This is a genomic window from Crocosphaera watsonii WH 8501 (assembly GCF_000167195.1).
Lineage (GTDB): Bacteria > Cyanobacteriota > Cyanobacteriia > Cyanobacteriales > Microcystaceae > Crocosphaera > Crocosphaera watsonii.
The window spans coordinates 1-18,346 of the sequence record NZ_AADV02000070.1 but is presented as its reverse complement, the minus strand read 5'-3'; the positions used below and the strand labels follow the sequence as shown (position 1 = coordinate 18,346).

Genomic DNA, 18,346 nt, shown 5'->3' with positions numbered 1-18,346 from the left:
ACCACTTTTTGGTCAAGGGTTCTAAACTTTCTTGAAACCATTTGTGCATTTTGGCAAGGCTCCCTTGAGAAATGGGAATGCCGAAGACATACTCTATAAAATGTTCCTGTTTACGCCATGTAAGATTACCCCCATAGCCAAGCCAGCCCACGATGCTACTTAATCGCGCCCCATAACTGAATCCTTCTTTAACTCCCAATGGAACAGGACTGTAATCTGACCATCCACAACTAGGACATTTATAGAATCCGCGACGATATTCCCTGATTTCTATGGGTTGGTCTACTACTTCAGCCACTTGCTGGACTTTTTCGGGAACTACTTCATCTCGTTCCACTGAACCCCCACAAACAGGACAGTTTTCTAGTTCTAAAGGGACTATCTTATCGGGCTGACCAAAACCATTACGGGTCTTCCCTGGGTGGTCATATTTTGGTCCGCGTTTAAATCCTTTTTTGCGTTTCTTTTTGTCAGAAGGCTTTTTTAGTTGGTCTGATGATGGGGGGACTGAACTGTTTTTTGAGTTACGGTTTTTTAGCTTATCTCTCTCTTCTTTCAATTTTTCAATTTCTTGCTGTTGTGTAGAGATTTGTTGTTATTGCTGGTCAATCAGTCTTTGTTGAAGAGATAACTGTTGTTGTGCCTTGACTAGCCACTCAATCATGAAGACATTGTTCGCCAACTGTTCATCGGCGATAGCTCTAACTAGCTTTGAATCAATGGTAGCATTTGTGGTCATAACCCCCACTATACATAAAAATCCCCGATTTTACCTTTATGTTGTCAAGACAGATTCTTTATTGCGGTGAGCAATTACTTTTTCGCTCCTCGAAAGTTAACCCAAATATTGACAAGAAGAAAAGAAATACCAACAAATAGAAGCCTGATAATCGGGTTTTTAGTCGTCGTTCTAATCCGACAAATATTTTTAAGTCGATAACTACTTTCAATGCCAAAACGTTGACGATAACTTTGTCGAATATGAGCCAAGCTGGTCTTAACTTTATAAACAACATAGACTCAGTAGATCACAAAGTCAGTTTGAGACAGAGGTTAAAGCTAATTTCGTCAGTAAATCGGTCAAGGTTATTTATATCCCTTTTAATGTCAGCCCCTTAGTATATAAGATAAACTTATGCTTTGGCGATTTTTTCGGGATGTTTCAACGGAATTTGGCGATCGCAGATTAATTTTTCGCCTTTCCGAAACTGACTTTGTGATCTACTGAGATTAAAATTTTTCATTAAGGTGATTTCCGAGAAAGCTTTTCCCATAGGGGGTAATCGCTTGGACTAAAGGCTTTCAAGAAATAAAAGGAACAGAGAGTTAGCGGATCTTGGTACACAACTTTAAAATTTCATAATTGGCTTGTCTGAAAAAACAGAAGAAATAGATTAAAATGAAGAGGTAAAAAGATTAGAGAGAGTAAATTGAAGCTAAAACAGACAAATCATCCCTTAACCCCGTCGATGGTCGATGATTTACGTTTAGCAGCCTCAAAAATGACGGGAGCAGAGCGTCGTTCATTTCAAGCTGAAATGTGTCTCAAGTATTGTGGAGGAAGTGCCAGACAAACCGAAATCGTGTTTGGTTGGGGGAGAAAAAATGTTCAACTTGGATTACATGAAAAACGAACTGGGATAGTGTGTTTAGGATTACAATCAGTCAATAGTGGATGTAAAAAATGGGAGGAAAGATACCCAATAGTTGCCCAATCATTGAAAGAAATAGCCGAAGCTCACGCACAACAAAACCCCACATTTAATAACCCCATTGCCTATACAAGATTAACGGCGGCTGAAGCCATTAAACAATTAAGAAATCTAGGATATAATGGAGAGGAGGTTCCTGCTGCTTCGACAATGGCAGATATTTTAAATCGTTTGGGCTATCGATTAAGAAAAGTGGTAAAAGCTAAACCTAAAAAAAAATCTCGGAGACGGACGCTATCTTCGAGAATATAGAGAAAAAAGATAGAAAAAAAGACCCTTCTGTGAAACGTTTAAGTATGGATTGTAAAGCAACTGTGGAAATAGGAGAATATTCACGTGGCGGACAAACCAGAGGTTATAATCAAGCTCAAGATCATGATATGGGAACTAAAGAAAAATACGTTCCTTGTGGGATTGTAGATGAAGATACAGGGCAACTTTATGTAACTTTTGGAAGTTCTTATAAAACGAGTGATTTCATGGTAGATAACTTGGAGCAATGGTGGACAAGTCTGAGTATAACTGAAAAGCAGCAACTAGAGAACATCCAATTTAAAGTTGATAATGGACCAGAAAATAGTGGAATAAGAAGGCAATTTTTGAAGAGAATGGTAGAGTTTGCCGACCAAACTAAGAAATCTATTCAATTACTATATTTTCCTCCTTATCACAGTAAATAGGAGTTACGCATTGACAGATGGTTTAGAATGTGCATAGTCCAAACAGAGAAAGCTATCGCTGTTAACAAAAAGCAAAAAACTGATAAAATAGAGAGGATTATAAGAACTGGAGGTAGATATCCGAACTATAACGAAGAAATCAACGGCTAAATGTCATTTAGAACTCTATACTTACTATTTAATTGCTGAATCCAAATATTCGGGTCGTAATCGTTTATCCGAGATATTTGAGGATTTATCTCATGATAGTGTTAACCGTTTTTTATTAAGAGAAAGCTATAAACCTGTTGATTTATTCAATGAATTTAAACAGCACATTGAACTGAGTGGGGGAACCTTAAGTATTGATGATACAGTCATTGAAAAACTTTATAGTAATCCTAAATTAAGTAAATTTATTGGTTATTTCTGGTCAGGAAATAAACATAAAACTATCAAAGGAATTAATTTAGTTACTTTATTATATACTGACCCTAATGGAATTTCAGTCCCTCTAAATTATCGACTTTATGATAAAGAAGATAATCTGTCTAAAAATGATTATTTTCGGATGATGCTATCGGAAGTTTTAGCTTGGGGACTGAGGCCAATTTATGTAACTGGTGATAGTTGGTATTCATCTAAAGAGAACCTTAAATTTTTGAAAAAACAAGAATTAGGTTTCATGATAGGAATAGCTAAAAATCGACAAGTATCAATCGTTAAAGGACAATATTAATCCGTTGAAAGCTTAGAAATAGAGGAAAATGGGACAATTGTTTACTTAAAAGAGTTTGGCGAAGTTAAAGTATTTAAGAAACATTTCAAAAACGGGATGCTTCGTTTTTATATTTTATTTGACAAAGAAAATAAAGACTTAAGAGAAACAGATAAAACTCTATTTACTTTGTTGAAAACAACTCATTGGATTATTGAATGTTACCATCGTGCGCTCAAACAATTATGTGGTATCAATAAATTTATAGTCAGAAAATCAGAAGCATTTATAGATTAGTTATTGTTATTATTACGTCAATTTTAATGACTCTAATAATTAGCGATCGTTGTCTCTCTTTAAAGCTACTCATATTTAAGTTAATTTGTCAATGCGTAACTCCTAGGAAAAATCGACCCCGAACGTCCTGGAAATAATTCCCTAAAGCAATGGGGAAAGTCCAGAGTTGGGGATAAGCTGGTTAAGCTGCTGTTCAAGGAATTAATTGGGGCGTATCGTAGAAGTAAGGGCAGGTAACAACAGAAAGGGGAGAGCTAAACCCGAATTTCTCACAAAATCTGCGATTGCCAAACACAGAAGCCTTACAGGAAGTGGGTTTGAACAGAGCGATCGCAGATTTCCCCAACCAACAGTCTGTTGTCAGATTTTAAGTTAAAATCAACCCGAATTAGACAAAGATGAAAAGATAAATCAATCACTCATTTTTCCAAAAAAATTATTAATAAAATCTCTAATAGTACTAGATTGTTAGAATAAAATATGCTATAATTTAATTATTAAAGCAATTTACCTTAAACTGATTTAATGAGTCCCAGTCATCCCCGAACCCCTCGTCAAGTAATCAACTTTAGTAAACAGAAAGGAAAAGAAATAATCGCTAATTTTGATGGGGGACTAATCACTTCAGATGCGGGGATTGTCTGGATAGCTGAGTTGGATAAAAAACTGGGAATTACCGAGAAGTTTGGTAACTGTTTTCAAGATCATCGTCATCAATATTATGTAGATAATTCCGTTCATGAGTTATTAGCACAAAGGCTTTATGGAATTATTTTAGGCTATGAAGATGTCAATGATCATGATAAATTACGTCACGATCCTGCCCTTAAGATCGCTTTAGAAAAGCTTAATGAACTTGAAGATAAAAAGGGATGGTTAGCTGGAAAAAGTACAATTAATAGATTGGAATATTGTCCTGAGACTATTCTCGACCAAAAAACGAGTCGTTATCATAAAATAGAACCCAACTTTGAAGCCGTTGAAAAATCTTTTGTCGAATTTTTTTTAGAGTCTTATAAAAAACCTCCCTTAAGTATTATATTAGATATGGATGTCACGGATGACCAAGTACATGGTAATCAAGAAGGGGCATTTTTTAATAGTTATTATCACGGAGTATGTTATGCTCCTTTATATATTTTCTGTGGGCATCATTTATTAGTTGCTAAACTTCGTTCATCTAATGTAGATCCAGCCGATGGAGCCTTAGACGAATTACAAAGAATTATCGGACTAATTAGAGAAAAATGGTCAGAGACTCATATCCTAGTTAGGGGTGATAGTGCCTATGCCCGTGAAGAAATCTTCTATTTTTGTGAAAATCAGCCTTTAGTTGATTATGTTATAGCTATGGGAACAAATGGCGTTCTTAAGTTACGAGCGGATGATGTAATTGAAAAAGCCAAACATGAATATGAAAAAAAACTAGCTCCAATAACTGAATTAATGGATAGTTTATTTCAGAAAAAAGAAGATTTAGAAGAAGTTAAAAAATTAGTACCAATTTCTACTTGGTATCGCTCTATTCGTTATAAAACAGAAAAGTCATGGAGTTGTCAAAGAAGAGTAGTGACAAAAGTTTGTTATGGAAGTGATGGCTTAAAAATGCGCCATGTGGTGACATCTTTGCCCGCTTCAAAAATTCCACCCTCAAAACTTTATACAAAAAAATACTGTCCGAGAGGCGAGATGGAAAATCGGATTAAAGAACAACAATTAGACTTGTTAGCTCATAGAACTTCAACTCAAACATTTCAAAGTAATAAACTAAGATTATGGATACATTCCTGGGCTTATGTTCTCATAAATGCTTTTCGTCAACACTGTTTAAAAAAAACTTCATTGGCTAAAGCAACTGTGGGAAGAATACGTCTAAATCTTCTTAAGTTGGGAGCCAGAATAAAGATTAGTTGTAGAAGAATTATTATCGCTATAGCTAGTGCTTGTCCTTATCAAGATATTTTGTCTATTGCTAACAAAAGAATTAAAACTATTCCTAATACTGGATAAGTAGAATAAGTTGTTTTTTAAAAAAGATATCTATCATAAGTTGTTGACTGACTGATACTTTCATTTAGTCTTATTTATAGTGGAGAAAATCAAAAGTTAATATAATTATTCCCTCTTAAACTCAATTTTTGGATAATCAAAGTCAATTTTTTTATTCATCTATATTCAAAATTTCTATTAGTCCTAAAAATTATCATTTTTCATCTCTGGATTGGGCTTTCAAATTAATTTGTGAGAAATCCGGGTTAACCATTAAAGATTTAATTTCTTGTTCTATTCCTGACAATATTTGTGATTTTTCTGGGAGTTGCTCAAATTGAGTTGTATACTGGTTATATTGTTTATTTAATTGTGGGTTAGATTGGATCATTTTTAATAACATGGGTTCGGTATGATTTGTCCATGCTAAGGGTTGTATATGTAAATGTTTGGCAATATCCGTTAAGGTTTGTTTTTCTTCTTCATTGAGAGGATTTTTAAGATCGCTTAATGCGAGTAAAAACGCTAGTTTTGTCTTGTGCATTTCTATTTTCATTATGTTGTTTTTGCAGTTGGTAAAATAAAAAAAAAGAAATTATTAACTATGAGAAAATTCTCTTTTTACAAGGGTATAATGGTGATAATTATCTTTATTTTTCTTAAAGAATTTAAGATTACGAATACTATTATAAAATAAAGATCATGACACGACAATGGGAAGCGTTAATTGTTGGAATTGAGGAATATCCTAGTTTTACAACTTTAGATAATTTAATTGTAGCAACAAAGGATGCAGAAGATGTTGCACAACAGTTAGAAAACTACGGTTATGAGACGTTTCGCATCCAACGTTTACCACAACAACCTCATAAAAAAGGTAGTAAACCTAATGTTAGCAGTTGGGGGATAAAAGTAGAGGATTTAAAAGAAAAAATTAAGAATCTTTTTAACCCTCGTTCTCTACAGGAAACCCCTGATCTCGCTTTATTTTATTTTTCGGGTCATGGATGGCGTAAAATTGTTGATAATAAAGAGGATACTTTTTTTAGCAACTAGCGATGTTCTTCCTGATCAAGAAATCTATGGTATTCCTCTGAGTTGGTTGGGGGAACAAATAGAAACAAGTCCAGTTAAAAAAATCATTATTTGGTTAGATTGTTGTTTTAGTGGGGAACTAATTAAGTACCTTCCTAACAACAAAGATTATTGTTTGATTACTGCCACGAGATCCTTTGAAACAGGGTTAGAAATTAGTTATGAACAAGGATTATTTACCAAAACTTTATTAAAAGGATTAAATCCTGATAATTATGCTGATGGAATTGTTGATAGTCATAAGTTAAAACAATTTATTGAAAAGCAAATGGCGCAAACTTCTCAGCGTCCTTTGATTGCCAATTCTTCAGGGTCTATTTTATTAACAAATCGTTATACTTTAGCTAATTTTAAAGATGAATGTCCTTATCGTTCTCTTTCCTATTTTAGAGAAAATTCAGAAGATGCAGAGGTGTTTTATGGACGTGATAAAATAACTAAAAATCTAATTTATCGTATTCAAAAAGATAGATTAATTGTTGTTTTCGGTGCTTCTGATAGTGGAAAATCTTCATTATTACGGGCCGGTTTATTATATAAATTAAAATTCAGACAAGTTATAAAAGGAAGCAAGTCATGGACTTATTTAACGCCTTTTTCTCCTACAGAAAAACCCTTACAACAATTAGAAAAGGTGTGGAATTTTCTATCCTTAAATCTCCCTTCTCCAGAAGTGAATTATCCCCCCCTAACCCCCCCTTGAGAAGGGGGGGGACTGGAAAAAAGAGAAAAAATAGTCCCATCTTCTCAAGAGGAGGAATCAGAAAATATAACCCCCCTTAGTAAGGGGGGTTGGGGGGATCAAAACCCTATTATCATGATCATTGATCAGTTTGAAGAATCTTTTACCATGTGCGATGAAAGCACCTGTGAAACATTTTTTAAACGATTAATTGATTTATTAAATACTCATTCTAATCTTCGTATTATTATCGGGATGCGTTCAGACTTTCGGGGACGGTTACGGGAATATAAAAATTTAGTTGTTCGTCTAGATAAACCCTATATTAATATTGAACATTTAAACCGAAAAGAAATTGAAGAAGTGATTGTTAAACCTGCTCAAAAATCAGGGATGGATATAGAAAGCAGTTTAAAACAACAGTTAATTAACGATGTAGAAGATTATCCAGGTAGTTTACCTTTACTGGAAGGTACTTTAACCCAGTTATGGCAAGAAACTAGAAACCAAGGAGAACGCTTTTTAACCCTGAAAACCTATGAAGACTTAGGAGGAATTGAAGGAACTATCGAAAAACGTGCAAAGAAGGTGTTTGCTGATTTAGATGAAAAAGAAAGGGAAATTGCTAAAAGAATCTTTTTAGAATTAACCCAAGTAGGAGACACTTATGATATTCGTAGAAGAGTTTGTTTGAATAATTTAGTCAATCAATATCACACTTTTGAGCAGTTAAATACAGTTAGCCAAAAATTGGCCAGTGACAAAAATCGTCTCATTGTTCGGGATATCCAAACTCAATCCATAAGTTATAAATTTGTTTTAGTTTTTCTCTGTCGGGTTAATCTATTTCTTTTAGCTAAGTTGTTAAGAGAAAAAAGAACAAAAAAATTAGTTGATCTAGTAGAAATTATTAACGATCAACCCTCAAAAATACAAATTGATGTGGTTCATGAAGCATTAATCAGACATTGGCAACAACTGCGACAATGGCAATATCAATATCGTGCAGCGATGGTAACTGAACGCAAAATAGAAGAAGAAGGGCAAGAATGGCACAATAAAGGCAGAAAATCGGCTGATTTATTGCAAGGTTCAAAATTAGGAGAAGCTGAAGAATATCTCAAAAACTATGGTCATTTGGGGATGTTGGATGGTGTCGCTGAAGAGTGTATTAATGCTAGTTCTCGACAAGATGAAATCCGTCGTTGGCGAAATCGAGGGGTTTTCGGTTTTGTTGCTTTAATGGCTATTGTAGCTACTTTCTTTGCGATCGACTCCAATAAACGGGCCAAGGTGGCCACCTTGAAAGAACAAGCAGCAACCGTTAAGAACTTGTTTCCCGTTGAACCTTTAGAACCTCTTGTGTTAGCCATTGCTACTACAGGAGATAATCTCAATGCTTGGCAAGTTCCCAAGGTATTACCAGAAGTGCGATCGAGTTTGTATGCTGCGATCGATCAGGTGAGGGAACGCAATACCCTTGAAGGTCATCAAGATTATGTCTGGACCCTGGCCATCACCCCGGAAGGAAACATAATCTCTGGGAGTGATGACACCACCGTGAAAGTGTGGAGTCCCCAGGGAACCTTTCTCCATACCCTACAAGGTCATCAAGATATTGTCACGACAGTGGCCATCACCCCGGAAGGGAACATAGTCTCTGGGAGTTATGACAACACGGTGAAGGTGTGGCGTGGTCTTAAAGTATCATCCCTGTTAAAAGTAGGATGTGAGAGATTACGGTTTCATCCTGTGTTGCTGTCTGTTGCTTCGGTAGATATGGAAGATGAGGCAAAAAGTGAAGCACAAACCGCAGAAATAGCAGCCAAAACGTAATTGCTCACCGCAATAAAGAATCTGTCTTGACAACATAAAGGTAAAATCGGGGATTTTTATGTATAGTGGGGGTTATGACCACAAATGCTACCATTGATTCAAAGCTAGTTAGAGCTATCGCCGATGAACAGTTGGCGAACAATGTCTTCATGATTGAGTGGCTAGTCAAGGCACAACAACAGTTATCTCTTCAACAAAGACTGATTGACCAGCAACAACAACAAATCTCTACACAACAGCAAGAAATTGAAAAATTGAAAGAAGAGAGAGATAAGCTAAAAAACCGTAACTCAAAAAACAGTTCAGTCCCCCCATCATCAGACCAACTAAAAAAGCCTTCTGACAAAAAGAAACGCAAAAAAGGATTTAAACGCGGACCAAAATATGACCACCCAGGGAAGACCCGTAATGGTTTTGGTCAGCCCGATAAGATAGTCCCTTTAGAACTAGAAAACTGTCCTGTTTGTGGGGGTTCAGTGGAACGAGATGAAGTAGTTCCCGAAAAAGTCCAGCAAGTGGCTGAAGTAGTAGACCAACCCATAGAAATCAGGGAATATCGTCGCGGATTCTATAAATGTCCTAGTTGTGGATGGTCAGATTACAGTCCTGTTCCATTGGGAGTTAAAGAAGGATTCAGTTATGGGGCGCGATTAAGTAGCATCGTGGGCTGGCTTGGCTATGGGGGTAATCTTACATGGCGTAAACAGGAACATTTTATAGAGTATGTCTTTGGCATTCCCATTTCTCAAGGGAGCCTTGCCAAAATGCACAAATGGTTTCAAGAAAGTTTAGAACCCTTGACCCAACAGTGGTTAAAGTACATCCAGCAGCCAGGAATCCGATGTGTTGACGAAACCAGTTATTGCATCGATGGCATCAAGTATTGGGTTTGGGTAGCCACATCAAATGAGGTCTGTGTGTTGATGTTGGCTCCCACTAGAAGCTCCGCAGAAGTCGAGAAATTGTTAGGAGCAGATTTTAAGGGCATCCTCACCAGTGACTGCTATAGTGCCTACTTTAGACAAAGTGCGATGGCCAAACAGAAATGTCTGGCACATTTAGAACGAGAGTTAGAGTCCCTTAAAACCAGTCGTTTTCAAGCGAATCGAGAATTTGCTGCCGATGTACAGCAAGTTTTAGCAACCGCCCGTATCCATTATCGTCATTATCATGGTCGAAATTTAACCCTTGAAGACTTAGGCTCCAAAAGAACAGAAGTCGAGAACTCACTGCAAAAGATTTTTAAAGCAACTCCCAAAAAAGGATGGCCTTATGATGCACAAAGATTGATTAACCGTCTCAAACGTCATTGGGAAGAGTGGTTCACCTTTCTAACTTATCCTGAAGTCAAACCAGATAATAATGATGCTGAGAGAGCTTTACGTCCCATTGTCATTCACCGCAAAGTAAGTGGGGGAGCAAGAAGCGACTGGGGTGCAGAGTTAGTCACCCAAATGTTCAGTTTTTTAGAGACCATGAGATTACAGGGGCAAAATGCCATTGTCCAATTATGCGAATTATTTTCATTAGCTGGTCGGAGTCCCCCAGGATTAGAGATGTAAAAGGCTCCGGAGCCGATGGGGGATAGATTTTTCTTGATCGCCCTATCTCTCTGCACAAAAATAAACAGGGTTAGCGGATAATCTCCGCTAACAAAAAACTATCTTACTATTCTTTTTTTCTCATATTGTTGTTTTTATTTGAGGTTTTTAAAAGACTTGATTCTGGGAATGTTAGTCATTAAAATAGCCGTAATAAATTAGCTTAAATTTTACGCTAAATCACAGGGCTTATATTTTTGTTGACTCAACTGATGTTGTTTGTAGTGCTTTTCAATAAGACTTTTTTGTTGCGGTGAGCAGTTACGAAACAGTTAAAATACCTTAAGAAAAATTTAGGAAATATAGAAGACTTAATTCAAGCTGGGGCTTCCCTGGAAAATCTGAGTAAAAGACAGAAAAATTGTCTAGAGACTGTCAAAAAAGTTTATGAACAACAACAGTCAATGTGGGAGAATAAGACCCAGAGTGTTCCTCAAAGAATTGTAAGTTTAACTCAACCGCATATTCGTCCAATAGTGAGGGGAAAAGCAGGAAAACCAATAGAGTTTGGAGCTAAACTCTCAGTAAGCTGTGTAGATAACTATGTGTTTCTAGACAAAATAAGTTGGGAAAACTTCAATGAATCTTGTCATTTAAAAGAACAAGTAGAAAAGTATAAAGAAACGTTTGGCTATTATCCCGAATCCGTCCATGTAGATAAAATTTATCGAACTAGGGAAAACAGAAATTGGTGTAAGGAAAGAGGGATAAGAATCAGTGGTCCGAAGTTAGGAAGACCTCCGAAAAATGTCAGTGAAGAAGAAAAGAAACAAGCCCACTCCGATGAATGCTTCCGTAATGCTATTGAGGGAAAGTTTGGACAAGCTAAACGAAGATTTAGCCTAAATCTCGTGATGACAAAACTCCCTGAAACCTCCATTACATCTATTGGTATTACATTTTTAGTTGTCAATCTTTGTAAACTTCTGAGGCAGTTTTTGTCGCTTTTTTTGTCCTTATTTACTAATAATAGAACAGGGGAACTCATCAAACCGCCTTCCATTAATTTTGATTATACTTTAAACAATTTTTATGTACTAAAACTTATTGATTTTTTAGAAAATTCTTGGTCAAAAGTGGCATAAATTTTGGAGAAACTTTTTCAGCAAACCCTAATTCAAAATTTTGTTTCACAAAATCAGTTATTTGTCAATATAAAGTAGAGTTGTTAGGGAGAACAAAGTCTGAGGAAGCTATATCTGAGTTAGAAAAGGCTTTAAACCCAGATTCCGCACTTCAAAATGTAGTATAAAAAAATACATAGTTTTAAAAAGTCCGAAAATCATACCTGGGCAAGAATATTTCTCTTTTCATTAAATTTTTAGGAAAAATAATCAAATTAAGAAGATTTATACTCATTGAAAACTTAGCAAGACTCAGCACAAACGAAGGAGAGTTTCCTCTTCTCATTTGATATCATTAGACTCTTATTCTTTTATTATTTTTGCTTTATCCAATTCAATTTATAGATAATATCTTTCACAAGATGCAGGTAATAAACTCAATATAAAACGCCTTTCTTCTGTTAAATTGACAATTTGTTTGACTCCGTTTAAAATCACATAATGAATACCTTGAAAATATTGAAATATCCACCTCAAAGTCGGACGCAATGTTACTTTCCCTACTTGATTATTTATTCCTTTTTTGACTCTTTTTAAACAATTTCTTAATTCTCTTTGCCCCAAGTTATAAATCAACAAACACAAAGACATTAAAAATAACATTGTTTCTATTCTTTCTGGTTTTTCAACGAAGAAACTATCAGTAAAAAATAAGGGATCTTTCAAAAATCGAAATCCTCTTTCCGTAGATTGCTGGTTTTTATAAGTTATCAGAATTTCACTAGCTTCTAATTTATTTTCCTCTACTAAGTTAGTTGCTAAAATAAATTTTCCTGCTTCTTTAGTCTTTCTACTTATCTCTTCATCTTTTTTGATGATCAGACTAATCATTTTATAAATCTTTTCCTTTTTTTTCGAGTAAGTTTCAATCAGTTCAACTTCTTTTATTTCCAACAATCTCAATTTTTTATTAATAGCTTTTAATTTATATCGAGCAGCTTGAGGATGTTCAAATTCTTCAGATTGTATTTCTTTAAGAAATTTTTGGGATTTCTTCTCTTCTTGGGAAAGTTGTTTTTCTAGTTTGTCCAAATCACTTTTCTGTCTTTTTTCACTCAAGACTATTAACCAAGTTTGCTTGATTCCACCATAAGTAACAATTTCTTCTTTCCAGGTATAACTTTCTAAATTTAGGTCACTTCTTTTTTCTTTATCTTCATCTTTTACTTCTTCCACCTCTATATTTTGCACTAATTCTTTTGCTTTTTTTATGGTCATTGGAACTCTCGTTATCCATTTTAAATGTTGGATTAGTTGGAGATTTTCTTGACCATATAAAGCACTATCACAAACCATGATACTATCAAACTTTATTTGCTTTTTGAATTCTACTAAAACTTTTCCAAATACAGCTTTATCAGATTCATTTCCATCTCCTACTCTCACAAATAATGGAATATCTCCATCTTGGCTTGTTATTAAATCCAAGACACATCGTTTTAAGTCTGGTCTATGATCCCGAGAATATCCTTTCTTAATAAAAATTGGTCTTTCTTTAATAATTTTTTCTTCTTCCTGTTTCTCTTTATCTTCTTCCCTTTTATATTCTCCATCTAAATGAAATGATGTGGAATCTAAATGGGAGTATTTAAGGTCTATTTTAAATTTTTTAATTACTTCTAAAACTACTTCAATAAAAATATCATTTAGTCCATATTTATATAATTCATCCATTACTCTCCCAATTTTATCATCATTAAGGTAATCAGGTTTAATTCTTTCTCCTAACAATTTCTCAATGGCTTTATCTTGAAAAAACTGACTGAATAAATATAGAGGTCTTGAAACAAATCCTAGTCCATTGATTAAAATAGACTTAACTACTGTACCTGCTGAGATTTTTTCTCTAACATCTATTCCTAATTTATTATTAATTATTTTGACTATTCCTATTTCATCAATTAAACCAGCTACTATCCCTAAATGGTCTAAATTTTTAACTTGTATTTCTTCTAAATAAGACATTTTTCGCTCTTTTTTTACAGAGGAAACAACTTAAGCAATTATCCCACTTTTTTGTCTTCAAGAGCTTAAGAAATTATACTTAATTATTAACCCCAGGCTTGTAGTATTTAATGCTACTTTTTGAAGTGCGGAATCTGGGCTCTAAGAAAAGTTTGCTTTCTCGATCATTGATAAGAACAATATCATCCTCAAATCTAATACGCACCATCATAGCAATAACTTCACCGTCTGCATTGAGAACCGGTCCCCCAGAGTTCCCGTCAGCAACGAGAGCGTCTAAAGGAATATATTGGTTATTGGGGTTATAGTTCATCACATCCCCTTTAACTACCGACCAAGGACTTTCTATGTTATAAGGATGACCAATAATGGTAATTTCTAAATTTCGTTGTATCCAACCTGATTTCATAGTTAAAGGTTCAATATCTTCGGGAATTCCTACAACTTTTACAACCGCCAAATCTAAGTCTTCTCGACTGTCTGTTATCTCCTCAATTGTAGCTTTATAACGGGGTCGTTGGATATCATCAAGGGTGCTGTAAAATTCAACTTCAATGGTGTCACTGGGACGTTTACTTTTATTGTCGCTGATAACATGACGATTAGTGACGATCAGGACTGTATTTCCCTGTCTTTGAATCACCCAACCTGTACCAATACTCGCCCCCTCAGATGTAGTGGCAATAATTCTCGCAGTAGAACGTAATTTTTTAACTAGTGCAGCTTAGCAAAAATAATCCACCAGTCACTTATGATCTTTAAAGCCCTTAAATTTCCAAACGAACGGCTTAGCAAAATGTTGATTAAAGTAATCAATAAAATTGAGAATTTTTTGGGATAGTTCTTCAGTTGAACGGACAGTAATTCTTTTGAGTAAACGCCTGACTAAGATCGAAAACCAACACTCAATTTGATTAAGCCACGATGTATGTTTGGGAATATAAACAAAGCTAATTCGATGAGATTCATCTGATAAAAAATCTGCTCTGCTGTCCATAGATTGCAAAATCCCCTCCTTTCCTTTTCTCCCCAAATCAATAGTAATTCCACAGCTTTCTGCTACTAATTTGACTAAGCTTTCCGATTTATGAGTGTTGAGTTGATCTACAATAAAAATCCATTCTGCTTTTTCATCAATCTTAATCGTTCTCTGGATATGTTCAGAAAAATCTTGTTCTGTTCTTGTCGGTCCAATAGAGGGACTAACAACTTTTCCTCTTGCCACATCCCAGTTCGCAATCAAGCTTAAAGTTCCGTGTCTTTCATATTCAAATTCGATTTTTTCTACTTGTTTAGGCTTGATTCTTTTGTTCGGAAATAATCTCTCAAGAGCTTGAATCCCTGTCATTTCATCTGTACTAATTAAATGAATTCCTTGTTCTAACAAAGTTTTAGCTTCTTGATGAAGTTCACAGATATATTTGACTTGCTTTTTAAATTTTAAGGGATCATCAATTTTGGCATTTAACCAGTAACGAACGAGATGTGGTTGTAATGTCGCTTCTTTTTAAAAAACGCCCCACACTACGGGGGGAAATCTTTTCGACAATTCCTCTTTTTATGGCTTCATCCGCCAACTCTGAAGGTGTCCAATGGCTCACTGGTCTGTCTGATTTTTCACATTCTTCACAAGAGATCGCTACAATCTGGACTACTTGTTCGACCGTAAAGGATTTTGTTGTTCCAGGTCTTGGGCGATCGCTTAAAATTCCTTTGATCAAGACCATTAATGCTTTCTCCGTTACCTGTTGTTCTTCGGCGGCACTCAGTTTTTCTCTCTCCTCAAACCATCGCGATCGCCACTGACGCACTTGTACTCGGTCTAATTCTAATCTTCGACTAATCGAACTATTGCTCTCTCCTGATGCTGCGGCTAAGATTAGCTTGGCTCGTCTAACAAGGCGATAGGGGTTTGTTGTCCCTCTCACTATTTGTTGGAGTACTGTTTTCTGTAGGTTGGAGAGGTTAATTGGCAATGCTTTTATCATGGACATCAACTTCGAGATTCTTCCGTTAGTTTCATTGAAACACATTGTCGTGGCTAGTCACGAAAGTTTCTGTAAAAAATCTGGTGGATTACTTTCGCCAAGCTGCACTAGTGTTAACCAGTTTTTTAATAGGTTTTTTCTTGTTTCTTGAGGTAATTGCTCACCGCAATAAAGAATCTGTCTTGACAACATAAAGGTAAAATCGGGGATTTTTATGTATAGTGGGGGTTATGACCACAAATGCTACCATTGATTCAAAGCTAGTTAGGTGCTTTCCAAGAAAAAGTTTCCCACCCATTCTCAGAATCTGTTTGTAGAACATCTCAAATAAGCGAAAAGGGAAAAATAAAAAGTTGTTCGCGGATACTTTCCGCGAACAAAAACCTCCCTATCTAAAAGAAAGAAATACGCTAACTTTTAAATTAGCTTTGACTATTTTTAAAAAGGAAATTCACTTAATTTTACACTCTTATTAACTTTTTAGACTAACTGGGTCTAATCAAAATATCCCATTTAGGTAAGTGAGGATTACGTTCTAAACGTTTCTCAATTTCCTTCATCTCTTTTTTCGTTAAAGAAATGCCTTTTTGATAAACTTTTTTACTTAACTTAACTATCGGATTTAAGCCTTTCCATGTCATAGTTTTTACCCAAGCTAACATCGTTTGAGCATTTCTCAGAAGTGTTCCGTTCCAATGCCTCTCTAAAATTCCCCAACATCTTTCTATGGGATTATATTTACTGTGATAAGGAGGAAAATATAGTAATTGAATAGATTTCTTAGTTTGGTCGGCAAACTCTACCATTCTCTTCAAAAATTGCCTTCTTATTCCACTATTTTCTGCTCCATTATCAACTTTAATTTGGATGTTCTCTAGTTGCTGCTTTTCAGTTATACTCAGACTTGTCCACCATTGCTCCAAGTTATCTACCATGAAATCACTCGTTTTATAAGAACTTCCAAAAGTTACATAAAGTTGCCCTGTATCTTCATCTACAATCCCACAAGGAACGTATTTTTCTTTAGTTCCCATATCATGATCTTGAGCTTGATTATAACCTCTGGTTTGTCCGCCACGTGAATATTCTCCTATTTCCACAGTTGCTTTACAATCCATACTTAAACGTTTCACAGAAGGGTCTTTTTTTCTATCTTTTTTCTCTATATTCTCGAAGATAGCGTCCGTCTCCGAGATTTTTTTTAGGTTTATCTTTTACCACTTTTCTTAATCGATAGCCCAAACGATTTAAAATATCTGCCATTGTCGAAGCAGCAGGAACCTCCTCTCCATTATATCCTAGATTTCTTAATTGTTTAATGGCTTCAGCCGCCGTTAATCTTGTATAGGCAATGGGGTTATTAAATGTGGGGTTTTGTTGTGCGTGAGCTTCGGCTATTTCTTTCAATGATTGGGCAACTATTGGGTATCTTTCCTCCCATTTTTTACATCCACTATTGACTGATTGTAATCCTAAACACACTATCCCAGTTCGTTTTTCATGTAATCCAAGTTGAACATTTTTTCTCCCCCAACCAAACACGATTTCGGTTTGTCTGGCACTTCCTCCACAATACTTGAGACACATTTCAGCTTGAAATGAACGACGCTCTGCTCCCGTCATTTTTGAGGCTGCTAAACGTAAATCATCGACCATCGACGGGGTTAAGGGATGATTTGTCTGTTTTAGCTTCAATTTACTCTCTCTAATCTTTTTACCTCTTCATTTTAATCTATTTCTTCTGTTTTTTCAGACAAGCCAATTATGAAATTTTAAAGTTGTGTACCAAGATCCGCTAACTCTCTGTTCCTTTTATTTCTTGAAAGCCTTTAGTCCAAGCGATTACCCCCTATGGGAAAAGCTTTCTCGGAAATCACCTTATGCTTTTGATGGTAGTGGGAAAGTTAAACGTAGTAAAAAGAATTATTCTTTATGCGTTTTCCCATCTGGTAAACAGTATAATGCTGATTTATCCGCTTCATATAAGTGCGATTCGTTCAGTCTAAACCTAGAAATAGGGGGACGACTGGCATCAGTTAAGTAACCCATACAGGGTGGAGTACGCACTTTAATCCTTAACTGATGACAACTTCATAATCTTATAGGTGAGTGCCAGTATCCTAGAAAACACAAGTCCTATCCCCCCGGTATTAGGGTGAAAGCATATTCCCCAAGGTAGAGATTAGCCATCAATCCTTGAAGCGGGAGTAAAAGCAGAAAGTAACAACTAGTGCAGCTTAGCAAAAATAATCCACCAGTTACTTATGATCTTTAAAGCCCTTAAATTTCCAAACGAACGGCTTAGCAAAATGTTGATTAAAGTAATCAATAAAATTGAGATTTTTTTGGGATAGTTCTTCAGTTGAACGGACAGTAATTCTTTTGAGTAAACGCCTGACTAAGATCGAAAACCAACACTCAATTTGATTAAGCCACGATGTATGTTTGGGAATATAAACAAAGCGAATTCGATGAGATTCATCTGATAAAAAATCTGCTCTGCTGTCCATAGATTGCAAAATCCCCTCCTTTCCTTTTCTCCCCAAATCAATAGTAATTCCACAGCTTTCTGCTACTAATTTGACTAAGCTTTCCGATTTATGAGTGTTGAGTTGATCTACAATGCAAATCCATTCTGCTTTTTCATCAATCTTAATCGTTCTCTGGATATGTTCAGAAA

At 35.5% G+C, this 18,346-nt stretch carries 13 protein-coding genes and 5 pseudogenes; 9 read left to right on the top strand and 9 right to left on the bottom strand.

All coding sequences use genetic code 11. The annotated features are described in order from the left end of the window. Positions 1 to 748: pseudogene (locus CWATDRAFT_RS20615) on the bottom strand (IS66-like element ISCwa4 family transposase); the annotation flags it as partial. A gap of 89 nt (positions 749 to 837) precedes the next feature. Then, positions 838 to 1,017, bottom strand: a pseudogene (locus CWATDRAFT_RS42155) (ISH3 family transposase); the annotation flags it as partial. Positions 1,018 to 1,469: 452 nt separating this feature from the next. Between CWATDRAFT_RS42155 and CWATDRAFT_RS41915 the strand changes: the two are divergent. From CWATDRAFT_RS41915 to CWATDRAFT_RS20595, 4 genes and pseudogenes are all read left to right on the top strand, one after another. Continuing rightward, positions 1,470 to 2,392: pseudogene (locus tag CWATDRAFT_RS41915) on the top strand (ISAzo13-like element transposase-related protein). 106 nt (positions 2,393 to 2,498) lie between these two features. Further along, complete coding sequence (locus tag CWATDRAFT_RS41450) at positions 2,499 to 3,110, top strand: transposase (RefSeq protein ID WP_081450995.1); 612 nt, start codon at positions 2,499 to 2,501, stop codon at positions 3,108 to 3,110. Between the two features lie 96 nt (positions 3,111 to 3,206). Then, positions 3,207 to 3,386: a hypothetical protein gene (locus tag CWATDRAFT_RS36100; RefSeq protein WP_081450994.1), complete on the top strand. Its 180-nt coding sequence runs from the start codon at positions 3,207 to 3,209 to the stop codon at positions 3,384 to 3,386. A 525-nt stretch (positions 3,387 to 3,911) separates the two neighbouring features. Continuing rightward, positions 3,912 to 5,396, top strand: coding sequence for an IS1380-like element ISCwa5 family transposase (locus CWATDRAFT_RS20595; RefSeq protein WP_007306842.1), 1,485 nt, complete (start codon positions 3,912 to 3,914; stop codon positions 5,394 to 5,396). Positions 5,397 to 5,589: 193 nt separating this feature from the next. Here the strand turns inward: CWATDRAFT_RS20595 and CWATDRAFT_RS20590 are convergent, their stop codons facing one another. Further along, the gene (locus CWATDRAFT_RS20590) at positions 5,590 to 5,919 is read right to left on the bottom strand and encodes a hypothetical protein (RefSeq protein WP_157134134.1); all 330 of its coding nucleotides are present in this window, start codon (positions 5,917 to 5,919) and stop codon (positions 5,590 to 5,592) included. A 158-nt stretch (positions 5,920 to 6,077) separates the two neighbouring features. Between CWATDRAFT_RS20590 and CWATDRAFT_RS20585 the strand changes: the two genes are divergently transcribed. From CWATDRAFT_RS20585 to CWATDRAFT_RS20565, 5 genes and pseudogenes are all read left to right on the top strand, one after another. Then, entirely contained in the window at positions 6,078 to 6,431 is a 354-nt protein-coding gene (locus CWATDRAFT_RS20585) for a caspase family protein (protein WP_007306843.1), read from the top strand. Further along, positions 6,379 to 7,173 carry an nSTAND1 domain-containing NTPase gene (locus tag CWATDRAFT_RS41910; RefSeq protein ID WP_007306844.1) on the top strand — a complete coding sequence of 265 codons (795 nt, stop codon included), beginning with the start codon at positions 6,379 to 6,381 and terminating at the stop codon, positions 7,171 to 7,173. Before CWATDRAFT_RS20585 ends, CWATDRAFT_RS41910 begins: the two co-directional genes overlap by 53 nt. Positions 7,174 to 7,185: 12 nt before the next feature. Next, complete coding sequence (locus CWATDRAFT_RS41905; RefSeq protein WP_412093236.1) at positions 7,186 to 8,988, top strand: WD40 repeat domain-containing protein; 1,803 nt, start codon at positions 7,186 to 7,188, stop codon at positions 8,986 to 8,988. Positions 8,989 to 9,053: 65 nt separating this feature from the next. Next, a complete protein-coding gene (locus CWATDRAFT_RS20570) occupies positions 9,054 to 10,550 on the top strand; it encodes an IS66-like element ISCwa4 family transposase (protein ID WP_007306846.1) in 1,497 nt (498 codons plus the stop codon). 296 nt (positions 10,551 to 10,846) lie between these two features. Further along, positions 10,847 to 11,674, top strand: a pseudogene (locus tag CWATDRAFT_RS20565) (transposase); the annotation flags it as partial. 378 nt (positions 11,675 to 12,052) lie between these two features. On the opposite strand, the gene CWATDRAFT_RS20555 reads toward CWATDRAFT_RS20565, so the two are convergent. The 6 genes and pseudogenes from CWATDRAFT_RS20555 to CWATDRAFT_RS20525 form a co-directional block, all read right to left on the bottom strand. After that, complete coding sequence (locus tag CWATDRAFT_RS20555) at positions 12,053 to 13,678, bottom strand: IS1634-like element ISCwa1 family transposase (RefSeq protein WP_007306838.1); 1,626 nt, start codon at positions 13,676 to 13,678, stop codon at positions 12,053 to 12,055. A 79-nt stretch (positions 13,679 to 13,757) separates the two neighbouring features. Further along, on the bottom strand, positions 13,758 to 14,321 hold the full coding sequence (locus CWATDRAFT_RS20550) for a S1 family peptidase (RefSeq protein WP_007306837.1): 564 nt from the start codon (positions 14,319 to 14,321) through the stop codon (positions 13,758 to 13,760). A 102-nt stretch (positions 14,322 to 14,423) separates the two neighbouring features. Then, complete coding sequence (locus CWATDRAFT_RS20545; protein WP_007306836.1) at positions 14,424 to 15,065, bottom strand: transposase; 642 nt, start codon at positions 15,063 to 15,065, stop codon at positions 14,424 to 14,426. A gap of 64 nt (positions 15,066 to 15,129) precedes the next feature. Then, on the bottom strand, positions 15,130 to 15,711 hold the full coding sequence (locus CWATDRAFT_RS20540; protein ID WP_007303370.1) for a helix-turn-helix domain-containing protein: 582 nt from the start codon (positions 15,709 to 15,711) through the stop codon (positions 15,130 to 15,132). Between the two features lie 440 nt (positions 15,712 to 16,151). Beyond that, positions 16,152 to 17,253 (bottom strand): annotated as a pseudogene (locus CWATDRAFT_RS40175) (ISAzo13 family transposase). A 671-nt stretch (positions 17,254 to 17,924) separates the two neighbouring features. Next, positions 17,925 to 18,346: transposase (locus CWATDRAFT_RS20525; RefSeq protein WP_007306834.1), on the bottom strand; the 422-nt coding region annotated here is incomplete at its 5' end.

What these genes read in the sequence shown, in the direction of transcription:
- CWATDRAFT_RS36100 (WP_081450994.1), top strand. Translation starts at nt 3,207, where the DNA reads ATGCTTCGTTTTTATATTTTATTTGACAAAGAAAATAAAGACTTAAGA.
- CWATDRAFT_RS20595 (WP_007306842.1), top strand. Translation starts at nt 3,912, where the DNA reads ATGAGTCCCAGTCATCCCCGAACCCCTCGTCAAGTAATCAACTTTAGT.
- CWATDRAFT_RS20590 (WP_157134134.1), bottom strand. Translation starts at nt 5,919, where the DNA reads ATGCACAAGACAAAACTAGCGTTTTTACTCGCATTAAGCGATCTTAAA.
- CWATDRAFT_RS20585 (WP_007306843.1), top strand. Translation starts at nt 6,078, where the DNA reads ATGACACGACAATGGGAAGCGTTAATTGTTGGAATTGAGGAATATCCT.
- CWATDRAFT_RS41910 (WP_007306844.1), top strand. Translation starts at nt 6,379, where the DNA reads ATGGATGGCGTAAAATTGTTGATAATAAAGAGGATACTTTTTTTAGCA.
- CWATDRAFT_RS20555 (WP_007306838.1), bottom strand. Translation starts at nt 13,678, where the DNA reads ATGTCTTATTTAGAAGAAATACAAGTTAAAAATTTAGACCATTTAGGG.
- CWATDRAFT_RS20540 (WP_007303370.1), bottom strand. Translation starts at nt 15,711, where the DNA reads ATGTGTTTCAATGAAACTAACGGAAGAATCTCGAAGTTGATGTCCATG.